The sequence below is a fragment of the Bacillus sp. FSL M7-0791 genome (assembly GCF_038627085.1).
Taxonomy (GTDB): domain Bacteria; phylum Bacillota; class Bacilli; order Bacillales; family Bacillaceae; genus Bacillus; species Bacillus safensis.
Genome location: NZ_CP152022.1, coordinates 2,814,776 through 2,834,404, shown reverse-complemented (window position 1 = coordinate 2,834,404; position 19,629 = coordinate 2,814,776). Strand labels below are relative to the sequence as shown.

The window sequence follows — 19,629 nt, the reverse complement described above, 5'->3', positions numbered from 1 at the left end:
CTTTTGTAAATGGCAGATAAAAAGAGTTCCTATTTAGAAGAACAATTAGAAGCAGTCATGAAAAAAGAGGGAGGCACCTATACCTTTATTTTTCAAAAAGAGACGATTAAACTCTTAGACGGTTTAGAAGCGGCACCGATCAAAGACATCAATCCTTCATTTCAGAAAGAGATCCAATTAACTGAAGATGAGGTCATCATTTCTATACAACCGCCTCCTGCCTATCAGGAATTTCGTTTCATCCATGCAAAGGATGAAAAAAGCAAATGGATTTTTTCATACCAGCTTGTCGATGCAGTTCTTAAACACGACGTGAAGCGGCTGCATCCTATTGTTTCTCCTGAAAACATTGTTTTTCATCAAGGCTTAGCTCCTGCATTTTTGCATTATGGAGTCAAAGAAAGCATCCCACCATATGAAACCGATGAGCATCGCCTGTTAAAAGAGGTCAAGGCTGTCGTTCTTCGAGTGGTTGACCATGAATATCAATTTCAAGAATATGTGGCTTACAATGAAACGTTGAAATTATCGGAGCTGGCAAAAGAAATTAGTGAAACGAAGTCGCTGGAAGAATTGTCAGCTTTGATTGAGCAAAAGATCAAAGCAATCGATGCGAAAGAAAAAACGCTCTTAACCATTCCTAAAAAGAAATGGAAGATCGAGCGATACATCGGATTAGGTCTGCTTGTCCTGTTAATCCCTGCATTGGTGTACACCATTTACACCTTCTTTTTTGCCATGCCAAAACAAGAAGCGTACGTCGAGGCAAACAAATATTATCTCAACAAACAGTACAGTCAAGTGGTGGATACGTTAGAGAAATATCCAGCCAATAAAATGCCAGTCTCTCTACAATATGAACTGGCCATTTCGTATGTACAAACGAACCAAGGCAGTTTGTTGCTTGATCAGCATAAAAAAGAAATCACAGAAACGTACACATTGCAGACAGATCCGCAATACTTCCTATTCTGGATTCATATTGGACAAGGCAATAGCAAGGAAGCACTTGATATTGCACGGGTGCTTGGAGACGACAGGTACATATTTACGGCACTCGTCGCCTATCGCAATGAAATTCAAAACGATGACAGCCTTTCTGCTGAAGAAAAACAAAAACAGCTAGATCCGATCATTAAGGAAATGGCGAAATATGAAGAAAAAGAAACAACCGAGACAAGCACAGGTGACTCCTCAGACGCAAGCCAAACAGATGAAACAGCTGAACAAAAAGAGCAGTCAAAAGCCGATCAAGAGAAAAAAGAGAAAGAATCTGAAGCGAAAAAGAAAACCTCTCAGACAAAAAAAGATGAGAAAAAATAATTCTTTCGATACAACTGACAGTTGGTGCTGTCCCATGAGGAGGTGGAGCGTTTGAGTCTTCTTTGGGTTTTTTATGAGGAGGATTATCAAACTGTCCGTTTAGATGAGCAGTTCAATCGAGAAGCTCTGATTGGACCTGAAATAGAGCATACAGTGACAATCCCTTCACTTTCGTTTGATGAAGGGGTCATTCGTTTATCTCCTGATGAACCGAATGATGGTTTTACTATTTATCAGGGAGATGAGAAGAAAGGCAAATTACTTCCACATGAACCATATCAGCTTGGTTCACTCACACTTATTTTAATGGATGCACATCATGATCAACATATTTATTACCTAGGAAATAGAGTGGAGCTGTCTTTTTCACGTGAAGAGAAAGATGAGATTGATGTGTGGAAAGAACAAGCTCATTCCATGTTTCAAGATGCCAGCCAGTTCACTTTAGAGAAAATCGAAGGAACATGGTATGTCATGCCTCAGGACGAGATGATTTACGTGAACGGAAAGAAAATCCACGGTCCAGAGAAGATTTATGCAGGAGATGAGCTGTTCTGGAACTTTCTGACGGTGACATTTAAAGATGATGATTTATTACAGGTGACAGCTTACGAACCCTTTCATACACGTTTGGAAAAAACAAGACCGCCAAGTACAGAAACAAAACAAAAATACCCTTCATACAGACGTACACCGCGTTTGATTTATGATTTGCCAGATGACCGGGTATCCTTTAGCTTTCCTTCGCAGGAGAGTGAAAATAACAGCAGAGGGCTTTGGCTTGTTGTCCTTCCGCCGCTTGTGATGCTCCTTGTAATGGGGATTGTTGCCCTTATCCAGCCGCGTGGAATCTTTATTATCGTGTCAATGGCGATGTTTATCATGACGTTAATTACATCGTCCGTTCAATACTTTAAGGAAAAATCACAGCGCAAAAGACGAGAAGAGAAGCGGCAGCGTGTCTATTCTCTTTATTTAGAAAATAAACGGAAAGAGCTGCAGGAGCTGTATGACCGCCAGCAATATATTTTGACGTATCATTATCCGTCATTTGAAAAAATGAAGTATTTAACTTCAGAAATTAGCGGACGCATTTGGGAAAAGACGCTTGTGAGTGACGACTTCTTGCACCTGCGTCTTGGAACAGGCGCAGTCCCATCAAGCTATGAATTATCGATGAGCGGCGGCGATATGGCCAACCGGGATGTTGATGACTTAATGGAACAAACGCAGCACATGCAAAAAGTATATCGTGAAGTGAAGAATGTCCCGATTACATTTGGTCTTGCGGATGGTCCAACAGGATTAATAGGGAAGCCTGCGATTGTGAAAAATGAGCTTCATCAGCTAGTTGGACAGCTTGCTTTCTCGCACAGCTATCACGATTTGAGATTTGTCTTTATCTTTCATGAGCAGGAGTATGAGAATTGGGAATGGATGAAATGGCTTCCGCACTTCCAGCTGCCTCATACATATGGCAAAGGGTTTATTTACAACGAACAAACACGCGATCAGCTGTTGTCCTCTATTTATGAAATTTTACGCGAGCGTGATTTAGAAGAAGAAAAAGAGAAGAAAATCTTTACGCCTCATTTTGTGTTCATCGTGACAAATCATGAGCTCATTGCCGAGCATGTGATTTTAGAATACCTAGAAGGCAGCCGGACAGATCTTGGTATCTCCATCATCTTTGCAGCAGAAACAAAGGAAAGCTTAGCTGAAAATATTTCGACGCTTGTCCGTTATATTAACGAAGAAGAAGGAGATATTCTCATTCAGCACAAGAAGGCGGTACGAATTCCATTTCAGCTTGATACACATCAGCGCGGGGACAATGAACTGTTTGCCAGAACACTGAGAACATTAGATCATCAAGTAGGTATGACCAATTCGATTCCTGAGACGGTCTCATTCCTTGATCTTTTCCATGCCAAACAGGTAGATGACATTGGCATTCGTGAAAAATGGCTGACTTCAGAAACGGCCAAATCATTATCAGTGCCAATTGGTTATAAAGGGAAAAACGACATTGTCGATCTGAACCTGCATGAAAAAGCGCACGGCCCGCACGGACTGTTGGCGGGAACAACGGGATCAGGGAAAAGTGAATTTTTACAGACGTATATTTTATCGCTCGCTGTACATTTTCACCCGCATGAAGTTGCTTTTCTGTTGATTGACTATAAAGGCGGCGGAATGGCGCAGCCGTTTCGAAATATTCCTCATTTACTTGGAACGATCACCAATATTGAAGGCAGCAAGAACTTTAGTGAAAGAGCGCTTGCCTCAATTAAAAGTGAATTGAAGAAAAGACAGCGGCTGTTTGATCAGTATCATGTGAATCACATCAATGATTATACGAAGCTTTACAAGGAGAAAAAGGCTGAGCAGGCAATGCCTCACTTGTTCTTAATCTCTGATGAGTTTGCTGAATTAAAAAGTGAAGAGCCAGACTTTATTAGGGAGCTTGTCAGCGCTGCACGTATTGGCCGAAGCCTTGGGGTCCATCTCATTTTGGCTACTCAAAAGCCAGGCGGGGTCATTGATGATCAGATTTGGAGTAACTCCCGTTTTAAGGTCGCACTAAAAGTACAAGATGCGTCAGACAGTAAGGAAATTTTGAAAAATAGTGATGCAGCGTCCATTACCGTCACAGGCCGCGGTTATTTACAAGTGGGCAACAATGAAATTTATGAATTGTTCCAATCGGCTTGGAGCGGTGCACCATATATGGAAGATGGCTACGGCTCAGAAGATGACATTGCCATTGTGACAGATACTGGTCTTATTCCGTTATCAGGAGTAAGCACAGAGCCAGCAGTGAAAAAAGAGACAGTGACGGAGATTTCCGCTGTTGTGGATGAAATTGAACGTATGCAGCAAGAGCTTGGAATCGAGAAGCTGCCAAGTCCATGGCTTCCACCGCTTGAGGAACGTATTCCAAAAACACGTTATGCGTCGAGTGAAGAGCATGTCTTCCATTTTGCGCTTGTCGATGAACCAGATCAGCAAAGCCAGCATCCACTTTCTTATCAAATGATGGAAGATGGGAACATTGGCATCTTCGGTTCCTCCGGCTACGGCAAATCACTTGCTGCCACAACACTGCTGATGAGCTTTGCGGAGAGGTATTCACCTGAAGAATGGCACGCATATATTTATGATTTCGGAAACGGAACATTGCTTCCGTTAGCTAAACTGCCGCATACGGCGGATTATTTCTTAATGGATCAGATGAGAAAGATTCAAAAATCAATGAAGCGTCTGCGGGAAGAGGTTGAATATCGCAAGCGCTTATTCAGACAGCAAGAAATGAGTCATATCAAAATGTACAACGCCTTAAATGAGAAAAAGCTTCCATTCATTTTTATCGTGATTGACAACTTTGACATTGTCAAAGACGAAATGCATGAGCTCGAATCTGAATTTATTCAGCTGAGCCGTGACGGACAATCACTAGGTATATACTTCTTGATTACAGCAACCCGGGTAAATGCAGTGCGTCAATCGCTGATGAACAATCTGAAAACAAAGATTGTCCATTACTTAATGGATCAAGGAGAGGCGTACTCGATTATTGGCAGACCGAAATTCAGCTTAGAGCCGATCCCAGGACGAGTTATTATCAACAAAGAAGAGCTTTATTTTGCGCAAATGTTTCTGCCAGTTGAAGGAGAGAACGATCTCGAATTGTTTGAGCATTTGAAACAAGAGATACAGCTTCTTCATGACCGCTTTGAAGCATCCGTAAAACCAAAGCCTGTGCCAATGCTTCCTGATAAGCTGACAGTTTGGGAGCTTGAGAGTCGTTTAGATGAACAAAAACTGCCTTATGACATTCCAGTCGGATTAGATGAGGAATCTGTGGCACCTGTTTATTTTGACTTGAAAAAGAATAAACATTGCCTCATTATCGGTCAAACGCAGCGCGGGAAAACAAATGTGACAAAACTGATGCTCGATCAGCTTTTAGTGGCAAAGCCTGAAAAGCTGGCTGTCTTTGATTCAATTGATCGAGGTTTATCCCATTATGCAAAAGAAGAGAACATTGATTACCTTGAAACAAAAGATGATATCACCGAATGGGCAGAAGAAATGGACCGCATATTTAAGGTGCGGGAAGAAATGTATGTCGAAGCTGTGCGCCAAGGGGAGACCGATCAGTTGTCTTTTCCTCAAATTGTGCTTGTGATTGATGGCATTACGCGTTTTCAGCAGACGATCGATCCGCGTCTTCAAGATCAATTGGCTGATTTCATGAAGTCATATGCACACTTAGGCTTCAGCCTGATTGCATCAGGGAATCATACCGAGTTCAGTAAGGGCTATGATGCACTCACAAACGAAATCAAACAAGTTCGTCATGCTATGTTACTCATGAAAAAATCAGAGCAAAACATCATACCGCTTCCGTATGCAAGACAAGAACCAGAGATTCAGCCAGGCTTCGGGTATTTGGTTGAAAACGGAAAAGAGAAGAAAATCCAGGTTCCTTTATGTGCGGTAGAAAGGAAGAGTGTTCAATGACAGAGCAGCAAAAAAGCTCCATCAAAATCGTATCCACCATGATATTGATTCTTGTGCTGCCGGTTTTATTTTTCCACCTGATTGGAGATGACCCGGCAAAACAGAAGAAGAATGCCACACGAAATATTGCAGTGGTCAATGAGGATATGGGAGCGAGCGAAAGTGAAAACACGGCTCGTTTCGGACAGGATGTTGTGGCAGCATTGTCAGAACGTCCTGATTATACATGGACTGTAGTGAATCGCAGTGCGGCGGAAAATGGACTGAAAAACAGAAAATATGACGCTGTCCTTTATATTCCGTCTGATTTCTCTAAAAATGTGCTGAGCTATGATAAAGACCATCCTGAAAAGGCGTCCATTCAATTTTCGATTCAAGACCAGCTCAATGCAGTCAATAAAGAGAAAGTGCAGAGAGAGCTGGAAAATGCACAAAAGAAAATGAATGAACAGATGTCGACGTTATACTGGAGTTTTGTATCACAGGAAATTGGCAATGTGAGAGAAGAATTTGAGCATATTGTCGGCAAAGAAGTCGAATTCCAAAACACGATGTACAACTTCTATAAACCGAACTCAAACAAACTATCAGATGCCGTCCAGCAGCAGAAGAAACAAATAGAAGAATTAAAAAATGCGATGGCCGATTCACAGAAACAATATAAAGACGGCTTGAGTACAACAGAAGAAGCAAAGAACCAATTAAAGGACTTTGTGAAAGCAGTCGATCAATACCAGCAGTATCAAGACAAACAAAAGGATCTCTTGATCAAAGCGCAATCAGCAAGCCAAAAGCAAATCCAGCAAGGACTCAAACAACTCGCTGACATTCAAAACCAAAATGCCCGCAGCTTTAGTGATCAAATGGGCGGACTCAAAACAGACATCAACGGAGTACAAAGTCAGCTGAAAACAACGGACAGCGCCATCCAATCTGTTCAAAAGTCGAGAGAAGACGTTATTCCTAAGCAATCCACGGGGTTAACGGAACTTGTGATAGCGTCTCAGAAGGAACTGATTAAAAACTATGAAGATCGTTACTTAGAAGATTATCGAAATAAAATATCAGACTTGCAGACAAAGCTATTGGCAAAAAGGCAAGAGTTAATGGACGAGCCTGAACCGCCAGCTGACTCTGATGAAGACGGGCCATCAGATCAAGATAATGAAAACCCAGAAGAGATTGGGATTAACCTAGAGGAAGAAACAAATGAGCTCTCACAGATTTCAATAGAAATGAACGACCTTGCGGATCAATTAGGAGAACAGGAGACACCACCGCCTTCGACTGAAGATGGGCAAGAAGGTGAAAGCGGTGAAAATCCTGCTCAGCCAGATACCAGCAGCAAGAATTCATCGCAGGATGACCTAAAAGCACTCTCAACTCGCTTAGATGAAGTGAAAAAGAAAATACAAGAAAAAGCGGACGCTCATAACGACGAATTAAAAGACAAAGTGAGTCAGATGAGTAAAGAGCTTGAGACCCTTACGAAAAAAGTAGAAAAGCTTGAAAAGACTATCCTACGGTTACAAGATCGATATAACGTCATTCCGAATGAAATCAAAAATCAAGAATCATCCATTGTAAGCAAAGTAAAAGAGCTGAAGCGCAGGAACTCACCGATTAGTAATGCCTTTAGTGATCATCTTTTTGAGAAAAAGTTCGAAACAAAATCAACAAGAACTAAAAAATTAATGGACTATTCAAATCAACTCTCTCAGCTAGAGCTGATGATCGCAAATGTCTATCAACCATCTAATAACTCTTCTCTATATGACGCAAAAGAAGAGAATATCCAATCCATCCTCTCCATCAAAAAAGAAGAAACAGAAAACTGGGATAAGCTCAAAAACCAGATGCTGACATCAAACGATGATGTGTCTACTTTTATTGATGAGATGCAGAAGTTTTCAGATGGTTATGCGGAGTACATTACGACTCAGCAGGCAAGCATGGAACAGGAATTACAGACAATTTCTGAAAGTGCGGACAATGTAGCTGAGCAAATGGCTGATCAAGGAGATGCGGTGTATACAGCAGACCTTGCAGGCAGTTCAATTGTTGTCAGTGCACAGGATTCAATTGGTCAGGAAGTGCTTCGTCTTTCTGAAAATATGAGTTCGTTAACCGACCGCCAAAAAGGGGTGGCGGATTATACGAATAACATTGAAGAGAGTGTCACAACAGTTCAAGAAAAAGCAGATACGCTGAATGAAAACTGGAGCAAGAATGTCGACTCTACAAAGCTTGTTCAGCAAGATTTAAAGGGTATTTTAGGAAATACATTAAGTGATCAAGGCAACAGTAACTATGTGTATAACCATTTAGCCAATCCGCTGAAAATCAGCGGCGATGTGCCGGAAGAAAAAACGCAGACCGTACCGCCGGTCGTCATTTTGGTCATTGTGATGATCAGCAGTTTGTTAATTGGCTTTTTCAGCTCGTATTATGCGTCAGCTCCGATGCTGGTCAAAGGTGCGCTGTTTGGCATCTTGAATCTATTAGTCGGACTCATGATCAGCTTGTTTGGACTGAACATTTACAAACTTGCAGATGATCAAGCCATTCAATGGTCGATCTTCACCATTTTGTTATTAGTGGCGTGCTCTGCCTTTATTCGCACGGCCTTCCTATTCGGTTCTATTGCCGGATGGATGGCAGCAACAGCGCTGATTTTCTTCTTTGTCGCACCGTTAATTGATTTGGTGATGCCGAATTTCCACTTTACCAATCCAGTGACAGACGTGTACCTGTCGATTCAATATGGAAATGGAGACACCTTTGGAATGGGCGTCACAGGGTTAGTGATTTTAACTGTTCTTTTCATGGTCGTACCGCTTGTGAAAAAGCTATGGAAAGATAAAACAGAGGAACGTGATGTGACTCATGAAGCTTAATCTATTCGTGAAAGGGACGGCACTCGTTGCCGTTTCCCTTTTTCTCCTCATCCCTGCTGCTTTCGCTGCTGGTGAAGATACGGATACGAATGTCAAGCCGAATGAATATCAGGAAAAGGAACTCAATATTAACTCGAGTATATTGAGGGATCAAACGAAATACGAACAAAGCAAAACGACATCAACAATCAAAACAGACATTCATTTTGCTAAACCGCCTAAAGCCCCGGGGGGATCTCTTTCTCCCCAGCTATTTAGTGATCTAAAGGAGAACCCGCCCAAAACACCAGCTCGTATGATGAAAGAGATGAATATCTCTTTTAGTGATTCGGCTGTATCAGCACCTTCTGAGGATGAACATGAGAAGCAGACATCGGCACTGCTTCCGATGATCTTTGGTTTCTTGATAGCCCTTGGTCTCGTTGTGATGATCATTCTGATTCCAAAGGTGAATGTGAAGGCTGAAAAGAAATAGTCTGTCTCTTTTAATAGAGGCAGGCTTTTCTTTATGCAGATTGCTTGCTGTCATACCGTTTCACTACGTAAAATAGTGATATCAAGGGAGGAGATTGTTATTCGAATTTCAATCGTTACAGGCGGATCAAAAGGTTTTGGCTTAGCACTTGTGAACAGGCTGCTTTCACGCGGGGATCATGTGTACACAGCAGCAAGAAGTGCATCGCCGATATCCCATCCGAAGCTTACACATACCCAGGTTGATCTGACCGATGAAGAAGCAGCGGCCAAATGGCTTCAACATAGTCTCACGCCGCAAACTCTGGCAGATGCTGATGACATCTTACTTGTCAACAATGCAGGGATGGTCACACCTATCAAGCGCGTTGGACAAGGCGGACTGGATACACTTCATCAGCATTACAAGCTGAATCTTGTCATTCCTGTTTTGCTGAGCCATGTGTTTGCCAAGCAGACTCAATCATTTAACGGAAAGAAAACGATCGTTCATCTCTCTTCTGGGGCGGCGAAAAAACCATACAAAGGCTGGAGTGCGTATTGCAGTTCAAAGGCAGGACTCGATATGTTTATGAGGACTTTTCATGAGGAACAACAGGACGAGGCGCATCCGATCAACACGTTTTCCTTTTCACCCGGCACGATCGATACAGATATGCAGGGGGAAATTCGGAAATCATCAAAACAAGACTTTGAACAAATAGACCGTTTTCAGCAATTATATGAAACAGGCACGTTAAAGAGCCCAGATGAAGTCGCACGTATTTTGCTCGATCTTTTAGCGGATGATCCAGCTGGCGGATGTGTCTACGATGCACGTGAGTATGTGAAAAAGCAGTCATAACGACTGCTTTTTTCGTATTGTACAAGCAAAAACAGCTTATTTGACATAAGCTATTTTGGAGACTCATAGAAAATATAACAGAATATTTGAGTTTCTTTTCAGAATATGTTAGGATGCTAAAAATATAGATAAGGAGGGGTTTCCATGAGAAAGGTTACATTAATGGATGTTTACACCCATCCAGTCGCTCAAAAATATTTAAATCGTTCAGGTAAAGCCCATGCGATTGCTTGTGCTTATCACGCATTCAAACTGGCGGTGCAGGCTGGGATTAATCCAGATCTCGCTGTGAAAGCAGCCCTCTTGCATGACATCGGCCACTATGAATGGTATACAGCTGGCGGAGAATGGGATTACGAGACATATAGACGGAATGATATTCATGCCATTAAAGGCGCGGAGCGTGCTCACAAACTGCTCATACGCCTCGGTGAGGAACCAAAGGCAGCCAAAGATATTGCGCTTGCAATTCTGCTTCATACGGATTCATATTTGCCAGAGGGCGACCTTCATAAGGACACACTCCAGCAAATCGTTAAGAAAGCAGATGAAATGGATGAAGAGCCTGGCGGGCATCACCATTACAGACAAATAGACGAATCACTTGCAATGAAAAAAATCACGGAATTGGATCAGAAAGTGCAACAGGCACTTCAGCCCATGAAACGCTCTGTTTAGTATGGAATGTCACCATGAATATTTCCATGCTGATCGACATACAATGTGCGAATAACGGTACGGTTAAATGCTGATGTACCTGATGCAGTGAGTCCAGTGTAATGAACCGTGACAGAATAAGCACCTTCTTTTTTCAATTGAACAGCTGATGAAGCAGTTGTTTTGAGAGGATGATCTTTTTGGGCATCCTTAAAGTAAAAGGTTTCTACTTTCTTGCTTAATCGTTTAATCAGACCGCTTGAATGGGTTGATGCATCATCCCCTGATTTCGCTGCTTCTGCTTTGATTTCTTCATTTAATGGTGAATCAAAGGATACGAGCAGCAAATAAGGAGTCATTTTTTCTGAATTTGATCGAATTGTCCATTTTCCAGGAACGGGTTTATTGATTTGCACATGGTGCGAAAATGCGCCTTCATATGGGAAAGATGCTTCCGATGTCTTCAGATTTGTTAAGACGTCTCCATTTGGGACGATGATTTCCGGCTGCGCCTCATGCCTTTCATTTAACCACTGAATCGATAAGCCATTCGTTCCTTCCTCTACATAGAACGCTTCTGTTTTATCCTTTTCACTTTCTCCGCCTTTCACATAAACATCTGTATTCAGCTCAGTAGAGTTCGGGCTCTCTATATTTTCGTTTCCAGTGCTTGTGGCATTTGCCAGCAGCTGATGCTGGAACACAGGGAACATGCTTGTGCCGTTTTTAATGGAGTTGTGATCCCATTTCCCTGTTAAAATATTGTTTGCATATGATAGTCTTGTGCTGCTTACCGTGACGGCGCCATCGTTTGCACCAAAGCTCTTTAAATACATGCCGCCTAAATACAGCACCCCGCCAAATGTGCCCCATTCCGATCCCGAATAAGTGATGTATTTTTGAGGAAACTTCTCCAGCTTGTCGGTTTCACTTCGAAAAGCCGCCATGAGCCCTGTTTGCAAAGAATAGAGCGCATCGCTTTTTTGTCCAAGAATTTCCGCGAGCCAGCTTCCGCCCTTGCTATACGCTAAATCTGCCAGCGGCGTCCCGTAATGAGGGGAGCCAAGTGTGATGACCTTCTCTACATATGGATGGGCATTGTGATACACGAGTGCGGACTGTGTATCCACCCCGCCTTTACTATGACCAATCACAATGAGTTTTCGACCGAACACATCATAGATTTCTTTTAGCTTTTCTGCTAATAGTTTGCCATTCTTTTTCGTATCCTGATCTGGATACAAATCTATGAATGCGCTTTCGTATCCGTTCAGAACAGCTTGCTTTGCCATGTCGTTTCGGTCGAACCATGTGGAGGAGGAGCTGTTAATGCCGTGAACAAAAACAAGTGGTGGTTTTGACTCGTCTTTTTGAACTGGCGCTTCTCCTTTAAACCACTTCCCCGGTGTCCCAGGTTCATCTCCAATTGATCCTGCATACGCATAACTTGCAAAGGAAAAAAAGAGCATGACAGCAGCGAGACAGATGAGTTTTTTCAAGATCATTCACCTCTTCAAATGATTTAAGTTGTTGGCAGCACCAATCTATTATACTTCCAAAAGATGTAAAATTATATAAAATGTTAAAATATGGTATTTATGTTGTGGGTTTGCCCTGAGTGACATTCACATGGGTCATTGCATACGCTGTGGGTAAATACACAAGTAAAGGGGCAGGTAGGATGGCACAACAAGGAAGTCCACAGCTTGTTTCATTAGTTGATCCATATGTTTATCAAACATTGCAGAAAGTAATCGGTATGAGATTAATTGTTCAAACAGTGAAAGATACGGTGCGTGGAAAATTGAAGGAAGTCATGCCGGATCATATTGTCATTGAGGCGGGGGCGAAATCAGTTTTTTATGTGCGGATCCAGCAAATTGTATCGGTGATGCCTGATCACAGTGAAAGAGTGTAACAAGCAGACGCAAAGGTGTCTGCTTTTTTCATGCTTACAGAATGTATATCTGGAAAAAGTGCATGATATACCAATTGTTCTTTTTTTTACAAAAAATAAGGTTCTAAAACAAGAAGCAGTTGACAGAAGGTGGGTTGAATAGTAGTTTTTTAATAAGATCAATACGTAACAGGAGGAGCATCTTTGTTAAAATCTAAAGTTCATTTCTGGACATTCCAAATATTACTTGTTTTACTCATTGTTTATGTATCAACAAAGGTTTCGTTTTTATTTCAGCCGATTATTTTATTTGCTTCAACCTTGTTTGTTCCCATCTTGCTGGCTGGAATTCTCTTTTTCATCTTTAATCCAATTGTTCGATTTTTGTCCAAGAAAATTCCTAGGACACTGGCTATCCTGATCATTTATCTTTTGTTCATCGGACTCATCACGTTCATTGTGAATGCTGCGGGACCGATTATTGTCACGCAGGTCGGTGGACTTGTCAAAAGCTTCCCTGGTTATGTGACGGATATGCAGAAATTTATGAATGACTTCTCGCATTCTAAAACATTTACTTGGATGATGAATCAAGATTATGTCTCCGTCTCGAAGTTTGAACAGACAATTGTTTCGACATTAAAAGATTTGCCGGAAAATATTGCTTCAAGTATGTCTGCTGTGTTTGGCGTGATTGCCAATATTGCTTTAGCTGTGATCACAGTTCCGTTCATTTTGTTTTATATGTTGAAAGACGGACATAAGTTTCCGGACAAGCTCGTTCAATTTTTGCCAATGCCTTACCGTAAAGAAGGATTGAAAATCTTTAAAGAATTAAACGATACGCTTGCGGCTTACATACAAGGGCAGATTGTCGTCTGTTTATTTGTTGGAGTGGCTTGTTTTATCGGGTACTTATTAATTGGTGTGAAATATGCGCTCATTCTCGGTATTATCATTGCGGTCACGAATGTGATTCCTTACCTTGGGCCATATCTTGGCGCGGCACCAGCTGTGCTTATTGCGTTTCTTGATTCGCCTGGAAAAGCTGTGGTGACAGTGATTGTGATTCTTGTCGTTCAGCAAGTTGATGGAAATGTCATTTCTCCATTGATTATTGGAAAACGCCTCAACACACATCCTTTGACCATTATCCTGCTATTAATTGGGGCAGGAAGCTTTGGCGGAATCCTTGGCATGATCTTTGCGGTTCCTGTTTATGCACTGCTCAAAGCCATCACCTTGAATATTGTCAGATTGGTGCAGCTGCGTCAGCGATCTCGTAAGGAACAGCATTTAAACGTCTAGGACAGATGCACACCTTTTCCCTTTTTGCATAAGATGATTGAGATAAGCAGATAGGGGGAGATTCTGATGCCTGCAATCGTTGGACCTATTCATATCGAGTCGTTAGGAGGAAACGGTGCAGCTACTTTCGGTGATGTCCTGGCCATTGCCCCTTTGGCTGTAGACCACTCTACTGGCGGAGCGGGAGCCTTTAATTCAGGTGATTATATGTCACTTACAAGTGATCCGAATGCGACAATGCTTTGGGACTTTACATTGTTTGGCCAGCCTCAATCATTTAACGCATAGAAAGACAGCTGATGATCAAAGATCAGCTGTCTTTTTTATTTTTCATACACGTATTTTTAGGCTGGGCATATGATGAGGAAAGAAAAGGTGGTGGAAAGATGCCAGCGATTGTTGGGCCTATTCATATTGATCGTGTGTACGGAAATGGGGCAGCACATTTCGGTGATGTTTTTGCCATTTCGCCAAAAAGTGTCGATCACTCTGCCGGTGGTTCAGGGACTTATAATGCAGGAGATCTTGTCCAATTTTTTAACAGTCCAAATGTCACTTTTGTGTGGGATATAGACCTGATCAGCCAGCAAAAAAGCTTTAATGCGTAGCCAGCTTTGAAAGGGAATTCCTTTTCTGAAGCTGTCTTTTTTTATGGTACAATGGATATGGATGTAAGAAAAAAAAGAGGTGTGAACAGAGTCAAATGAAAATTAGAAAAGCACACATCACAAGCGGACAACCAAAGACCTACAATGTATATTTACATGAAAATAAAAAAGAATATAAAACGCTTGTTGCCGTACCTGACATTGAATGGAGTATTTCCATTGCGTATGAGGACGAAAAAGAGCAGCTCATCCATACGCTTGAACAATCCTTAATGGAAAGAGTAGAAACAGATGAAGCACGTGACCTCGCACTCAAGGTTGTGCACTGGGTCACAGAAATGTAAATTTAGAAACCAGGAGTGAACACAGCGATGAAAGAAGAATCCGTAGACTTTTATTTGCAGCAAGGGATATTTGGACATGCTGAAACAAAACCTGATGAACGAAGAATGTTTCTCGGTTCATTAAGGGAACGAGCGCTTCTCGCCCTGACAAAGGGACAGGTATCAAGAAATAAACCGTATCATGAGGTCGAACAAATATTGAAGACCAATCGCCAGGCCACAGTTCTTTTAAATGGTGAATTGTCCTATGCTTCCTATTCTCAATATGTCAAAATGGCAAATGCCGCTGGATGTTCGTTTAAAGTGGTGAATCATCATGAAGCGCACTCTCCATTTGGTCTTGTCATAGAGATGCCAAGTGCGGTCAATCAAGAGCACATCTATCTAAAAGATGAGCTGTTTCAAAAAGCTTTTTCTCACGAATCTGTTGAATAGGTTTCCCTAGTGAAATGAATAAGCTATAATGATTCAAAAGAGCATATGGGAGAGATGCGGATGGGCAAAGCGTTGATTTGTATTGATTATACAGTTGATTTTGTTGCAGACGATGGAAAACTGACATGCGGAAAGCCTGGACAGGCGATTGAGTCTAAGATCACAGAGATCACTTCTTCATTTATTGATGAAGGCCACTTTGTCGTCTTTGCTGTCGATCATCATGAAGAAGAGGACCCTTTTCATCCAGAGACAAAGTTATTTCCGCCCCATAATATTCGCGGAACAGAGGGTATTGAACTTTATGGACAACTAAGTTCACTATTTCACACGTCAAAACATTTAAAACATGTCTACTATATGGAAAAAACAAGATACTCTGCTTTTGCAGGCACTCAATTAGAAATGAAACTGCGCGAGCGCGGCATCACGGAACTTCACTTAGCCGGCGTATGTACCGATATTTGTGTACTTCATACAGCTGTTGATGCGTACAATAAAGGCTTCGAACTTGTGATTCACCAAAATGCTGTGGCGAGTTTTAATGAAGCGGGGCACGAGTGGGCACTTTCTCACTTTGAGCAGTCGCTTGGTGCGAAAGTGGTTAAGTAAGGGAAGGAGAATGGAAGTTGGAGCATCGGTTTAATGACGACAGTTTATCACTACATACAGATCTTTATCAAATTAACATGGCAGAAACGTATTGGAGAGACGGCATTCATGAGAAGAAGGCAGTCTTTGAACTCTTCTTTAGAAAGCTTCCATTTGACAATGGCTTCGCTGTATTTGCTGGCTTAGAGAAAGCGATTGAATATTTATCGGACTTTTCCTTCACCGAAAGCGATCTTGCGTATTTAAAAGATGAACTCGGTTATAAAAGCGATTTCATTGACTATTTAAGCGGATTGTCCTTTACAGGTACACTTCATTCAATGCGAGAAGGGGAAATTGTCTTTGCGAATGAACCGATTATGCGCATCGAGGCAACGCTTGTTGAAGCTCAGTTAATTGAAACGGCATTGCTCAATATCGTGAATTTCCAGACGCTGATTGCAACAAAAGCGGCTCGGATTAAAGGAATCATTGAAGATGAGACAGCATTAGAATTTGGAACAAGACGTGCGCATGAAATGGATGCGGCGATGTGGGGAGCAAGAGCGGCACTCATCGGCGGCTTTCAGGCGACAAGTAATGTTCGTGCTGGGAAACGCTTCAACATTCCAGTATCAGGAACACATGCCCACGCACTTGTACAAGCATACCGCGATGAATATACAGCATTTAAAAAATATGCTGAAACACATACAGACTGTGTCTTTTTAGTCGATACGTATGATACTGTCAGATCAGGTATTCCGAATGCGATTAAGGTAGCGAAAGAATTTGGAGACAAAATCAACTTCATTGGTGTCAGACTTGATAGCGGAGACCTTGCATACTTGTCTAAAAAAGCTAGAACAATGCTAGATGAAGCAGGATTCCATGATGCCAAAGTCATTGCATCAAGCGATCTTGATGAACACACCATTATGAACTTAAAGGCACAGGGCGCCAAAATTGATGTGTGGGGTGTTGGAACAAAACTGATCACAGCATTCGATCAGCCAGCCCTCGGTGCAGTGTATAAACTGGTGTCCATTGAAGAAAACGGCAAAATGAATGATACCATCAAAATTTCATCCAACCCAGAGAAAGTGACAACACCAGGCCGTAAACGTGTGTACCGCATTATCAATCAATTGAATCATCATTCTGAGGGTGACTACATTGCGCTTGAAGAGGAAGATGTTCATAGTGAGGATAAACTAAAAATGTTCCATCCTGTGCATACATTTATTAGTAAATTCGTGACAAACTTTGTGGCGAAAGATCTTCACGTCCCGATTTTTGAGCAAGGAAAACTTGTCTATGACAATCCAGATATTCAAACGATTCAAGCCTACGTGCAGGAGAGTCTTGGACTCTTCTGGGAGGAATATAAACGAATCAGCAAACCAGAAGAATATCCAGTCGATTTGAGTCAAAAATGCTGGGATAATAAAATGCAGTTTATCCATGATGTGAAAAATAAAATCAAAAAAGAGCTTTATGAAAGCGAATGATCTGAAGAAAGGGAGACCATCAAGCCAGGTGGTCTCTTTTTTTTATTTTGACCGATTGAAATTGAACTAAAAGCGCAATCATTTGGTATACTGAAAGCACATCTTGTTTGTCATGGCATAAAGGAGGATTGGAGCAGTTGAGGGTGTTTGTTGCGAGACAGCCTATTTTTAACAGAAAAGAACAAGTCGTATCATATGAGCTGCTTTATAGAGATAGTGAAACCAATACATATAGCGCTGAAGACGGTGATCAAGCGACAACGGACCTCATTATCAATAGTTTTCTAAATATCGGCATCGAAACACTGACAGAAGGAAAACGATGCTATATTAATTTCACCGAAAGCTTGCTTTCATCTGATCTGCTCACCTATTTTGATCCGCATCAGCTTGTGATCGAGATATTAGAAAATGTACCGATTACCCCGGCACTTATTATGAGATGTAAGCAGTTAAAAAAATGGGGATATACGATTGCACTCGATGATTTCTTCCTAAACGGAACACATTTTAGTGACAAACTGCTTGAGGAACTCCTCTATTGCATAGATATTTTAAAAATTGACTTTCTGAAAACCACAACGCAAGAACGAAGAGATATTCTGCATTCGTATAAAAAGTATCGCCTTCGATTCCTAGCAGAAAAGGTAGAAACGAGAAGAGAATATGAAGAGGCACTAGAAGCGGGCTTCCACTTGTTTCAAGGGTATTTCTTTAGTGAGCCGCATGTGATATCGGGACGAGCATTATCGACCAGCTTCCATGCGTACCATCAGCTTTTAAATGAGTTAAGCAAGGACCAGCCGAATATCCAGACCGTCACCCATTTTATTGAAAGTGACCTTTCGCTATCATATCAATTATTAAAAATGCTGAATTCAGGCGGCATGAGACGTCTTTATCAAATTAAAAGTATCCGGCAGGCGATTATCCTGCTTGGATTTAATGAAATTCGGCGCTGGATCTTTATCCTTTCATTTAAAGAACTGAATGTCCAAGCTAACTCAAGCCAAAAAGAAATTATCAAAATGTCATTCATTCGTGCCAAAACGTGTGAACTGATTGCTTCTCGTACTGAACGAGAGCACCCCGCCTCTTATATGCTGACAGGTATGTTTTCTCTCATTGATACGCTTGTCAGGGCAGATATCACAGAACTTGTGAAGGAACTGCCGCTTTCTGATGAAGTTGGCGAGGCACTGCTTGGCTATGAAAATGATTATTCTTTTGTGCTAGGTATGGCCAAACGTATTGAACGAAATGAATGGGATGATGAAATGTTAGATGGAAATCTCCCGAAACAGGAAGCCTATGGGTGTTATATAGAAGCCATTGAATGGTGCCATAAAATGTTTGAATCTTAAGAAAAGCCGCTCGTGTGAGAGCGGCTTTTTCTTTGTCATGCCCACTGTAAAAGAAGGAAAAGTCTGCTGGAGGCAAGAGACAAGTAGATTCGAATGCCTTCTGGACTAAAGCGGATATCAATACCGCTTTTTACCCCGATTTGCTTCAGCATTCGGATGACACTTGTCGAATCAGATCGCTCAGCAGCCTCCATGATGCGCTGCGCAAACGGAAGAGAGCTGGAAATTTGCTGCGTGATGAGTGAAGCATCAGCAACGAGACGGGCTGATTCCTTTGCGGCTCGTTGAAATGAGTGGGCATCAACTGGAGGAAAAGTCATTGGCGTGCGCGGCGGGTATGCGTTGCTCATTGCGGGAACCTGCAAAGCAGGATAAGGTACATAGTAAAACACATGGTCACCTCTTCTCTCATTGGCGTGAAATTGGACGGATATCTGTTCTAAATGTATGTAGAAAATCAGAATAAAGAATCAAAATGATCTTTCTATCTTTGTAATTCCAGCATAAAAATAGGTACTTTTGCGGTCAATTTCGGTGAATGTCGCCAAAAAATTGCGGTGTCCACAATAGCGTCTGTCGTCTGACCTATGACACGCAAAACCGAAGATATAGAGGGGATCGTACGTTCTGTTGGGAGGGAAGTGTGACGAATGATGTCTATTCCTGTCGCAAAAATGACGCAATTCCTTTGAAATTGAGATAAAAGTATGATTTGAAAAGTCAGAAAATGATGAAAAAAGACCTATTGAATTTTGCGGTATCGCGCACACGTTTTGTGCATACTTTTCGGTGAAAAAATACTCAATTACATTTACACTGTTAGTAACAGATCAAATACTTATGACCCAA

General features: G+C 41.7%; 17 protein-coding genes. 15 read left to right on the top strand and 2 right to left on the bottom strand.

The annotated features are described in order from the left end of the window. Window positions 1-9 precede the first annotated feature (9 nt). The 6 genes from essB to MHI08_RS14625 all read left to right on the top strand — a co-directional run bounded on the left by essB (window position 10) and on the right by MHI08_RS14625 (window position 10,743). Window positions 10-1,323, top strand: a complete 1,314-nt coding sequence (gene essB / locus MHI08_RS14650) for a type VII secretion protein EssB (protein WP_034622144.1) — start codon at window positions 10-12, stop codon at window positions 1,321-1,323. A gap of 51 nt (window positions 1,324-1,374) precedes the next feature. Beyond that, window positions 1,375-5,850, top strand: a complete 4,476-nt coding sequence (gene essC / locus MHI08_RS14645) for a type VII secretion protein EssC (RefSeq protein ID WP_342492048.1) — start codon at window positions 1,375-1,377, stop codon at window positions 5,848-5,850. Continuing rightward, window positions 5,847-8,747 carry a type VII secretion protein EsaA gene (gene esaA, locus MHI08_RS14640; protein ID WP_342499715.1) on the top strand — a complete coding sequence of 967 codons (2,901 nt, stop codon included), beginning with the start codon at window positions 5,847-5,849 and terminating at the stop codon, window positions 8,745-8,747. The genes essC and esaA overlap by 4 nt, the downstream gene beginning before the upstream one ends. Next, window positions 8,737-9,222 (top strand): type VII secretion protein EssA, encoded by a 486-nt coding sequence (gene essA / locus MHI08_RS14635; RefSeq protein WP_342499714.1) that lies wholly within the window; start codon window positions 8,737-8,739, stop codon window positions 9,220-9,222. Before esaA ends, essA begins: the two co-directional genes overlap by 11 nt. A 99-nt stretch (window positions 9,223-9,321) precedes the next feature. Then, complete coding sequence (locus MHI08_RS14630; RefSeq protein ID WP_342500198.1) at window positions 9,322-10,065, top strand: (S)-benzoin forming benzil reductase; 744 nt, start codon at window positions 9,322-9,324, stop codon at window positions 10,063-10,065. A 144-nt stretch (window positions 10,066-10,209) separates the two neighbouring features. Further along, window positions 10,210-10,743, top strand: coding sequence for an HD domain-containing protein (locus tag MHI08_RS14625; protein WP_024423336.1), 534 nt, complete (start codon window positions 10,210-10,212; stop codon window positions 10,741-10,743). On the opposite strand, the gene MHI08_RS14620 is transcribed toward MHI08_RS14625, so the two are convergent. Then, the gene (locus MHI08_RS14620; RefSeq protein WP_342499713.1) at window positions 10,740-12,227 is read right to left on the bottom strand and encodes an alpha/beta hydrolase; all 1,488 of its coding nucleotides are present in this window, start codon (window positions 12,225-12,227) and stop codon (window positions 10,740-10,742) included. The genes MHI08_RS14625 and MHI08_RS14620 overlap by 4 nt on opposite strands. 176 nt (window positions 12,228-12,403) lie before the next feature. Here MHI08_RS14620 and MHI08_RS14615 point away from each other — a divergent pair, with 176 nt between their 5' ends. The 9 genes from MHI08_RS14615 (at window position 12,404) to MHI08_RS14575 (ending at window position 18,780) form a co-directional block, all read left to right on the top strand. Beyond that, window positions 12,404-12,640: a YuzF family protein gene (locus MHI08_RS14615; protein ID WP_024423334.1), complete on the top strand. Its 237-nt coding sequence runs from the start codon at window positions 12,404-12,406 to the stop codon at window positions 12,638-12,640. A gap of 183 nt (window positions 12,641-12,823) precedes the next feature. Continuing rightward, entirely contained in the window at window positions 12,824-13,927 is a 1,104-nt protein-coding gene (locus MHI08_RS14610) for an AI-2E family transporter (protein WP_039181146.1), read from the top strand. 66 nt (window positions 13,928-13,993) lie between these two features. Then, window positions 13,994-14,215, top strand: coding sequence for a spore germination protein (locus tag MHI08_RS14605; RefSeq protein WP_003213446.1), 222 nt, complete (start codon window positions 13,994-13,996; stop codon window positions 14,213-14,215). A 98-nt stretch (window positions 14,216-14,313) separates the two neighbouring features. Further along, the gene (locus tag MHI08_RS14600) at window positions 14,314-14,535 is read left to right on the top strand and encodes a spore germination protein (RefSeq protein WP_107163176.1); all 222 of its coding nucleotides are present in this window, start codon (window positions 14,314-14,316) and stop codon (window positions 14,533-14,535) included. Between the two features lie 95 nt (window positions 14,536-14,630). Further along, the gene (locus tag MHI08_RS14595; RefSeq protein ID WP_058838084.1) at window positions 14,631-14,879 is read left to right on the top strand and encodes a YueH family protein; all 249 of its coding nucleotides are present in this window, start codon (window positions 14,631-14,633) and stop codon (window positions 14,877-14,879) included. Window positions 14,880-14,906: 27 nt separating this feature from the next. Beyond that, window positions 14,907-15,314 (top strand): YueI family protein, encoded by a 408-nt coding sequence (locus MHI08_RS14590; RefSeq protein ID WP_047203314.1) that lies wholly within the window; start codon window positions 14,907-14,909, stop codon window positions 15,312-15,314. A gap of 60 nt (window positions 15,315-15,374) precedes the next feature. Continuing rightward, window positions 15,375-15,926: an isochorismatase family cysteine hydrolase gene (locus MHI08_RS14585; protein ID WP_087978057.1), complete on the top strand. Its 552-nt coding sequence runs from the start codon at window positions 15,375-15,377 to the stop codon at window positions 15,924-15,926. Window positions 15,927-15,943: 17 nt separating this feature from the next. Continuing rightward, window positions 15,944-17,416 carry a nicotinate phosphoribosyltransferase gene (locus MHI08_RS14580; RefSeq protein WP_024425948.1) on the top strand — a complete coding sequence of 491 codons (1,473 nt, stop codon included), beginning with the start codon at window positions 15,944-15,946 and terminating at the stop codon, window positions 17,414-17,416. 137 nt (window positions 17,417-17,553) lie between these two features. Continuing rightward, window positions 17,554-18,780, top strand: a complete 1,227-nt coding sequence (locus MHI08_RS14575; protein WP_024425947.1) for an HDOD domain-containing protein — start codon at window positions 17,554-17,556, stop codon at window positions 18,778-18,780. A 35-nt stretch (window positions 18,781-18,815) separates the two neighbouring features. On the opposite strand, the gene MHI08_RS14570 is transcribed toward MHI08_RS14575, so the two are convergent. Then, entirely contained in the window at window positions 18,816-19,172 is a 357-nt protein-coding gene (locus MHI08_RS14570; protein WP_052773115.1) for a hypothetical protein, read from the bottom strand. Window positions 19,173-19,629 lie beyond the last annotated feature (457 nt).

What these genes read in the sequence shown, in the direction of transcription:
- essB (WP_034622144.1), top strand. Translation starts at nt 10, where the DNA reads ATGGCAGATAAAAAGAGTTCCTATTTAGAAGAACAATTAGAAGCAGTC.
- esaA (WP_342499715.1), top strand. Translation starts at nt 5,847, where the DNA reads ATGACAGAGCAGCAAAAAAGCTCCATCAAAATCGTATCCACCATGATA.
- essA (WP_342499714.1), top strand. Translation starts at nt 8,737, where the DNA reads ATGAAGCTTAATCTATTCGTGAAAGGGACGGCACTCGTTGCCGTTTCC.
- MHI08_RS14625 (WP_024423336.1), top strand. Translation starts at nt 10,210, where the DNA reads ATGAGAAAGGTTACATTAATGGATGTTTACACCCATCCAGTCGCTCAA.
- MHI08_RS14620 (WP_342499713.1), bottom strand. Translation starts at nt 12,227, where the DNA reads ATGATCTTGAAAAAACTCATCTGTCTCGCTGCTGTCATGCTCTTTTTT.
- MHI08_RS14615 (WP_024423334.1), top strand. Translation starts at nt 12,404, where the DNA reads ATGGCACAACAAGGAAGTCCACAGCTTGTTTCATTAGTTGATCCATAT.
- MHI08_RS14605 (WP_003213446.1), top strand. Translation starts at nt 13,994, where the DNA reads ATGCCTGCAATCGTTGGACCTATTCATATCGAGTCGTTAGGAGGAAAC.
- MHI08_RS14600 (WP_107163176.1), top strand. Translation starts at nt 14,314, where the DNA reads ATGCCAGCGATTGTTGGGCCTATTCATATTGATCGTGTGTACGGAAAT.
- MHI08_RS14595 (WP_058838084.1), top strand. Translation starts at nt 14,631, where the DNA reads ATGAAAATTAGAAAAGCACACATCACAAGCGGACAACCAAAGACCTAC.
- MHI08_RS14590 (WP_047203314.1), top strand. Translation starts at nt 14,907, where the DNA reads ATGAAAGAAGAATCCGTAGACTTTTATTTGCAGCAAGGGATATTTGGA.
- MHI08_RS14585 (WP_087978057.1), top strand. Translation starts at nt 15,375, where the DNA reads ATGGGCAAAGCGTTGATTTGTATTGATTATACAGTTGATTTTGTTGCA.